The sequence below is a fragment of the Nocardiopsis nanhaiensis genome, assembly GCF_054778635.1.
Genome location: NZ_BAAGZJ010000148.1, coordinates 1 through 6,643, shown reverse-complemented (window position 1 = coordinate 6,643; position 6,643 = coordinate 1). Strand labels below are relative to the sequence as shown.

Below are 6,643 nucleotides of genomic sequence, written 5' to 3'. Positions count from 1 at the left end.
TCAAGGTGGAGCGCCACTGACGCGCGAAGCGCTCGATGGCGACGACCTTGAGGCGCGCAGCGGAGACGGCCACCATCAAGCGGCAGGAAACGGGGAAACCCGCACCAACAGCACCCCCCACCCACCGGTGCCCCACATGTGCCGACCCAACTGGAGTCACGACGGCAAGGCTCCCCCCAATGTCCACGCATAGCCCTCAATGAGTGGCTGGCAGGGATCCTCGAGCGGGTCAGAGGTCCCCGAGCAGCAGGTGAGGGCGTTCCATGCAGTCGGCGACCCAGCGCAGGAAACCGCCAGCGACGCCTCCGTGGCACACCCGGTGGTCGAAGGTCAGGGTGAGTTCCGTGATCGGGCGGGGCACCACGTCATCGCCGACCACCCAGGGGCGGCGCAGGATACGGCCCACACCCAGGATCGCCACCTCCGGGTGGTTGATGATCGCGGCTGACCCGTCTACGCCGAACACGCCGTAGTTGTTCACTGTGAACGTTCCACCGCGCAGGTCCTCGGGGGCCGTCGCGCCGGATCGGGCGGCATCCGCGCGTTCCCCCAGCGCGGAGGAGAGTTCTCGAGTGGTGAGCGTGTGGGCCTCGCGCAGTACCGGGACCACGAGACCCCTCGGGGTCTGGGCGGCGAATCCCAAATGCACGGCGTCGAAGCGGACGGTCTCCTGACGGGCGGTATCGAAGTGGGCGTTGAGTTCGGGAAACCGTGTCAGCCCGAGGAGGGCAAACCGCGCCACGAGCCCCAGCACGCTCACCGGGCGGTCCGGCGCGGCATCGTTGAGTTCCCTGCGCAGGTCCACCATCCCGGTAGCGTCGACGTCTACCCACACCGTCGCCTCAGGGATCTCCCGCCGTGACCGCGACAGGTGTTCGGCCATGACCCGGTGCGCCCCGCGCAGTGGCGACCGGTGCGTCCCAGGTTCCCCGGGCTCCACGGACTCCCAGGGTTTCCCCAGTGCCTCGGTTGTGCCTTCTTTCCCGGATGGCTCTTCCTGTTCAAACGCACCCGTGGCTGCGCCCGCGGCCGTACCCGTGGCTGCGCCCGTGGCCGTACCCGCGGCCGGGGCGCCGATCAGCGGCTCGACGTCGCGGCGCAGGATCAGACCGCCCTCCCCGCTGCCGTGCAGCGCGGTGATGTCGATCCCGTTCTCCCGTGCCAGGCGGCGTACCAGGGGTGACACCACCCGGGTCGGTCCCGCACCGGGCTCGGCCTCTACCCCGGTCCCAGCCCCGGCCCGGGTAGGGGGCACACCCGAGCTTCCGCCCAGTGGTGCAGCAGGGTTGGTGGGCGGGCCGCCGCTGGTCGCCGTTGACCCGGGCGGCCCGCCCGCCCTGGGGGCGCCGCGGCGCTTGGACCGCGTGCCCCAAGCCGTGCCGTAACCCACAAGGACCGCGCCGGAACCCGCTTCGCTGTCGGCGGCGCCGTTGCCGCCCGCGGGGTCGGAGCCGTCCCGTGCGTCGGGCACGGTGGTTCGAGTATCCCGTATTCCACGTTCGTCAGGCGGGCTCGCCCCAGTATCCGGACCGCTCGCGACCGTGAGGAGGGGCGCGCCGACCGCGACCACCCCACCCTCCGCGCCGTGGAGTCGGGTGACGGTGCCGCTGAAGGGGCAGGGGACCTCCACCGAAGCCTTGGCGGTTTCCACCTCCACCACGGCTTGGTCGACGGCGATCTCCTCGCCCTCCGTGACCAGCCAGGACACGATCTCGGCTTCGGTCAGGCCTTCACCCAGGTCGGGGAGTTCGAACGTGCTCACCGGCCCTCCACCCACTCGGACTCCCACTGGAGGCGGTCGAAGGCCGCCAGGATCCGGTCGACCCCGGGTAGGTGGTGCTCCTCCAGCTTCGGCGGGGGATAGGGGACGTCCAGCCCGCCGACCCGCAGTACCGGGGCCTCCAGGTAGTGGAAGCACTGCTCGGTGACGCGCGCCGCGACCTCGGCACCGTATCCACCGAAGACCGATGCTTCGTGCACCACCACCGCACGCCCGGTACGGCGGACCGAAGCGGTGACGGTGTCGTCGTCGAACGGCGCCAACTGGCGCAGGTCCACGACCTCGACATCGATGCCGTGTCCCCCGTCGACTGCCTTCCCGGCCGTCCCTCCGGCCGGTTTCCCAGCTGCCTCCCCAGCTGCCTCCAACGCGGTCTCGACCATCGGCCCGTAGGCGATGAGCGTCACGTCCGCCCCGGGGCGGCGCACCACGGACCGCTCCATCGGCTCGGTGCGCACCGGGAGTTCCACGGACTGCTTAGCCCAATAGCGCCGCTTCGGCTCCAGGAAGACCACGGGATCGTCGCAGGCGATCGCCTCGCGCATCATGGAGTAGGCGTCGGCGGGGGTCCCGGGGGTAACCACGCGCAGTCCGGGCGTGTGCGTGTAGTAGGCCTCGGAGGAGTCGCTGTGGTGTTCCACGCCGCCGATACCGCCGCCGTACGGCACCCGGATCACCACCGGCAGTGTCACCGCCCCCCGCGTCCGGTTGCGCATCTTGGCCAGGTGGGAGACCACCTGCTCGAAGGCGGGGTAGGCGAAGGCGTCGAACTGCATCTCCACCACGGGACGCATCCCGTACATGGCCATGCCGATCGCGGTGCCCACGATCCCGGACTCGGCCAGCGGGGAGTCGAAGCACCGCTCCTCACCGAACTCGGCGGTCAGTCCGTCCGTGACCCGGAAGACACCGCCCAGCGGACCGACGTCCTCCCCGTAGACCACCACGTCGGGGCCGTCGGCCATGGCGTCGTGCAGGGCGTGGTTGAGCGCGGTGCCCATGGTGACCTCGGGTGCCTCGGTCGTTCCGCGCATCCCCGTGGCGGGCGCGGGGGCGGGCACCGTCAGGGAGGCCTCGGAGGATGCGGGGCTGGGGGACGCGTGTGCCATCGCCTCACACCCCCCGGAGTTCCCGGCGCGCCGACTCTTCCTCGGCCTGCTCGATCTGCTCGGACTGTCCGGTCTGCTCGGCCTCCGCGACTTCGGCGGCCAGGTCCCGCCGCTGCCGTTCCAGGGACTCCGGTACCGCCGCGTACACATCGGTGAAGAGGGAGTCCGGCTCGAGTCTGTCCGCACAGGCCATCCGCTCGCGGACCGCGGTGGCGACGCGTTGGCCGTCGCGCTCGTAGATATCCAGGAGGCCGTCGTCGACGATCTGCTCGTTGCGCAACAGGGCCTCCATCCGCGCCAGCGGGTCCCGTTCGCTCCAGTACTCCACCTCGTCAACGTCCCGGTAGCGCTGCGGGGCGTCGGAGTTGGTGTGCGGGTCGACCCGGTAGGTCAGCGCCTCGATGATGGCGGGTCCGCCCCCGCCGCGCGCTTCCGCCAGGGCGTGCCCGACCACGGCGTGCACCGCCGCCGCGTCGTTGCCGTCCACGTTGTATCCGCGCATGCCGTAGCCGACGGCCTTGTGCGCCAGGGTGGGCGCCGCGCTCTGCTTGTGCACCGGAACGCTGATGGCCCAGTGGTTGTTCTGGACCAGGAACACCACGGGGGTGTTCCACACGGCCGCGAAGTTGTAGGCCTCGTGCGCGTCGCCCTCACTTGTGGCGCCGTCGCCCATCAAGACCAGGGCGGCCACGTCGTGGCCCTTTCTGCGTGCGGCGTAGGTCAGGCCGACCGCGTGGGAGGCGTTGGTGGCCAGCGGCGTGCACTGGGGCGCGCACCGGTTGCGGTTCGGGTCGTAGCCGGAATGCCAGTCGCCCCGGAAGAGGGTGAGCGTCTCCACCGGGTCCACGCCGTGCGTGACCATGGCGACGCTGTCGCGGTAGCTGGGGAAGAGCCAGTCCCGTTCGGACAGTGCCAGCACCCCGCCGACCTGGGCTGCTTCCTGTCCCATCGAGGACGGGTACACCGCGAGGCGGCCCTGTCGGGCGAGGGTGCTGGCCTGCTCGTTGAAGCGGCGTCCGATGACCATGGCTCGGTGGAGTTCGGCGAGTACGGCGTGGTCGGGAGTGGAGAACGAGGAGTGTTCATGACGTCGGCCGTACCGGTCCACCAAGCGCACCGGCTCCTGGGAGGGCAGAGGAGGAACCGGACGAGATCGCTCATCGGTGTGCTTCATGTCTTGAATATGCGGCGAATCACCCCATATTGTCGATGGCTCCACGCCGATGCTGGACGAACTGTTCGGTAATCGGATCTGAGTGACACATCATCTAACTTGTCCACCATGCGGACGGTATGAGGTAAGACACATGGCCGTGCAGCTGGACGACACCGACCGTCGCATCATCGCTCTCCTGTGTGACGACGGCCGGATGTCGATCCGCGCCGTCGCCGAGCGCGCGCACATCTCCCGGGCCAACGCCTACTCCCGCCTCGAACGTCTGCGCGACGAGGGGGTGATCCGGGGCTTCTCGGCCGTCATCGACCCCGAGAAGTACGGCACGGCGCTCTCCGCCTACGTCTCCGTGCGGATAGAGCAGCACTCCTGGGAGAAGTTCCGTGAGTACCTGCGGGACATCCCCGAAGTCGACCACGCCGCGTTGGTGTCCGGCGACGTCGACCTCCTCCTGCTCGTCCGGGTGGCCGACGCCGCAGCCCTGCGCACCTTCGTCCTGGAACGGCTCCAACGCCTGCCCGAGGTCAAGAGCACCCAGACCATGTTCATTCTGGACGAGCCCCACCTGCAGTAGAGGGGGCCTGCCAGTAGAAGGGGTCCTGCGAGCACGAGGGGCCGACCGGTTGGGGCGCCGGCCTCGCACATAGCTCCAATTCACTCCGGATCGGACCTTGGTTGCTCCGGTTTCCCCGGCAGAATGGACCCATGCCCGAGTACCGCGTCGTCGACGCCTTCACCAACCAGCCCTTGTCCGGGAACCCCGCAGCCGTCCTCGTCGTGGACGAACCCTACGACGACGCCTGGGCCCAGGGCATCGCCGCCGAATTCAACCTCTCCGAGACCGCCTTCGCCCGTCGGATCGAGAGCGCCGAAGCCGAATTCGAGCTGCGCTGGTTCACCCCCGAGGTCGAGGTCGACCTGTGCGGACACGCGACCCTGGCCACCGCGCACGCCCTCACCGAGCAGGGGGTGGAGGGGCCGATCCGATTCAGTACCCGCAGCGGGGTCCTCACCGTGGAGCGCCGGGACGGCAGGCTCTGGATGGACTTCCCGGCCCGCCCGGCCGTGCGGGAGGAGGTTCCCGCAGGGTTGGCGGACGCTTTGGGCGCCGAACCGTTGTGGGTCGGCCGCGGCGGAACCAATGACCTGCTGGTCGAGGTGGCTGACGAGGCCACCGTCCGGTCCCTCTCCCCGGACCAGCGCGCACTGACCGCCATCCCGGCGCGCGGGGTCATCGTCACAGCCCGCGGCGCGGACACGGCCACCGGTTCCGGCGGAGACCGCGCCTACGACATCGTCTCCCGGTTCTTCGCCCCCAGCGTCGGGGTCCCCGAAGACCCGGTGACCGGCAGCGCGCACACCGTCCTGGCCCCCTTCTGGGCCGAGCGCCTCGGCCGTACCGAACTCACCGCCCACCAGGCCTCGGCGCGCGGCGGCGACCTGGACGTGCGCCTGGTCGGAGACCGCGTCATGCTCGGCGGCGACGCCGTCACCTTCGCAACCGGCCACCTGAACCCGAGCACCGGGCCGCGGGGACCGGCTGGGGAGCGGTGGGCCACCAAGGAAGAGATCCACGCCGCCCGTGAGCGCCTGGAGGCGGGGCACGCCGACTGGGTACGCCCCGCGGCCTACGGGGTCGGTGTGCACCGTGACGGCGAGACGGCATTCGGGCTGACCAACGTCGGTACGAGCCCTCTGCCCGCCATCGTCCTGGCGATCGAGTGCGGCCACACCTCCGGTACCGCCACCTACGAACTCACCCCGGGCCGCTTGGCCACGGCAATGGCGGCCTTGGCGCCTGCGGAGGCCTGCACCGAGCTCCAGCACCCCAACCTCGTGGAGTGGAAGAGGCTGGCCGCGGAGATCGAGGAGAAGGGCGGTCGGGCAGTCGCAGTGTTCGTCGGCGACCTCGAGGATGACCCCGTCGACGATCACGACCGAGCGTTCCGGGCGGCTATCGCCTGATTCGTTCCGTTGCCCAGCAAGCGGATCCCGACGAAATCTTGATTTCCCCCGCGCAGCGGCTGCGGATCCGGTAAGAATGGTTCTACGGCACTTCCGACCCCTCCCCGGAGGTGCCGGGACACGCCTCCCGGGGTTCCCCCTTGCCTGCCGGGCGGTCGTGGCCACCTCGGTCGGCCGGTACGGGTTCCTCCTTCCCGACCGGTCGGCCACCTCGGGGGCTGGGGCGGGCCCGCCCCAGCCCCCGAGGCGCGGGGTGCCCCAGCGGGCACCGCATTCTTCGGGAAGGCCGAGCGCGGTCAAGAGGCCTCACCCAGGAGCAGTCCGGGTGTGGCCATTTTGTTGGTCGGGCTCGGTCCAGCTTTTCGATGGCGCGAGTGCGGTTGTGGCCGGAATTCCCATGAAGTTTCGGGGTCCGGTTTCGTGGCCGTTGGGGGTATTTGTGCTCAGGGAGCTTCAAGGAACTCCTCCGGTTTTCGCCCGCGGACGCCTCGAGTCCGGTAAGAATGGTTCTACGGCACTTCCGACCCCTCCCCGGAGGTGCCGGGACACGCCTCCCGGGGTTCCCCCTTGCCTGCCGGGCGGTCGTGGCCACCTCGGTCGGCCGGTACGGGTTCC

4 protein-coding genes and 1 pseudogene are annotated in these 6,643 nt (G+C 70.1%); 2 read left to right on the top strand and 3 right to left on the bottom strand.

Features of this window, described 5'->3' with window-relative positions:
- Positions 1-229 precede the first annotated feature (229 nt).
- From ACYVD1_RS34125 to ACYVD1_RS34115, 3 genes are all read right to left on the bottom strand, one after another.
- The gene (locus ACYVD1_RS34125; protein ID WP_460778611.1) at positions 230-1,762 is read right to left on the bottom strand and encodes a dihydrolipoamide acetyltransferase family protein; all 1,533 of its coding nucleotides are present in this window, start codon (positions 1,760-1,762) and stop codon (positions 230-232) included.
- Positions 1,759-2,814, bottom strand: coding sequence for an alpha-ketoacid dehydrogenase subunit beta (locus tag ACYVD1_RS34120; protein WP_460778612.1), 1,056 nt, complete (start codon positions 2,812-2,814; stop codon positions 1,759-1,761). The genes ACYVD1_RS34125 and ACYVD1_RS34120 overlap by 4 nt, the downstream gene beginning before the upstream one ends.
- A 79-nt stretch (positions 2,815-2,893) precedes the next feature.
- Entirely contained in the window at positions 2,894-4,063 is a 1,170-nt protein-coding gene (locus tag ACYVD1_RS34115; RefSeq protein WP_460778610.1) for a thiamine pyrophosphate-dependent enzyme, read from the bottom strand.
- 133 nt (positions 4,064-4,196) lie between these two features.
- Here ACYVD1_RS34115 and ACYVD1_RS34110 point away from each other — a divergent pair, with 133 nt between their 5' ends.
- Both ACYVD1_RS34110 and ACYVD1_RS34105 read left to right on the top strand, forming a co-directional pair.
- Positions 4,197-4,637 (top strand): Lrp/AsnC family transcriptional regulator, encoded by a 441-nt coding sequence (locus tag ACYVD1_RS34110; RefSeq protein WP_460747978.1) that lies wholly within the window; start codon positions 4,197-4,199, stop codon positions 4,635-4,637.
- Positions 4,638-4,768: 131 nt separating this feature from the next.
- A pseudogene (locus tag ACYVD1_RS34105) lies at positions 4,769-5,578 on the top strand (PhzF family phenazine biosynthesis protein); the annotation flags it as partial.
- Between the last annotated feature and the right edge of the window lie 1,065 nt (positions 5,579-6,643).

Excerpts from the sequence above, each read along its gene's own strand:
- ACYVD1_RS34120 (WP_460778612.1), bottom strand. The coding sequence starts at position 2,814 with ATGCGCGGAACGACCGAGGCACCCGAGGTCACCATGGGCACCGCGCTC.
- ACYVD1_RS34115 (WP_460778610.1), bottom strand. The coding sequence starts at position 4,063 with ATGAAGCACACCGATGAGCGATCTCGTCCGGTTCCTCCTCTGCCCTCC.
- ACYVD1_RS34110 (WP_460747978.1), top strand. The coding sequence starts at position 4,197 with ATGGCCGTGCAGCTGGACGACACCGACCGTCGCATCATCGCTCTCCTG.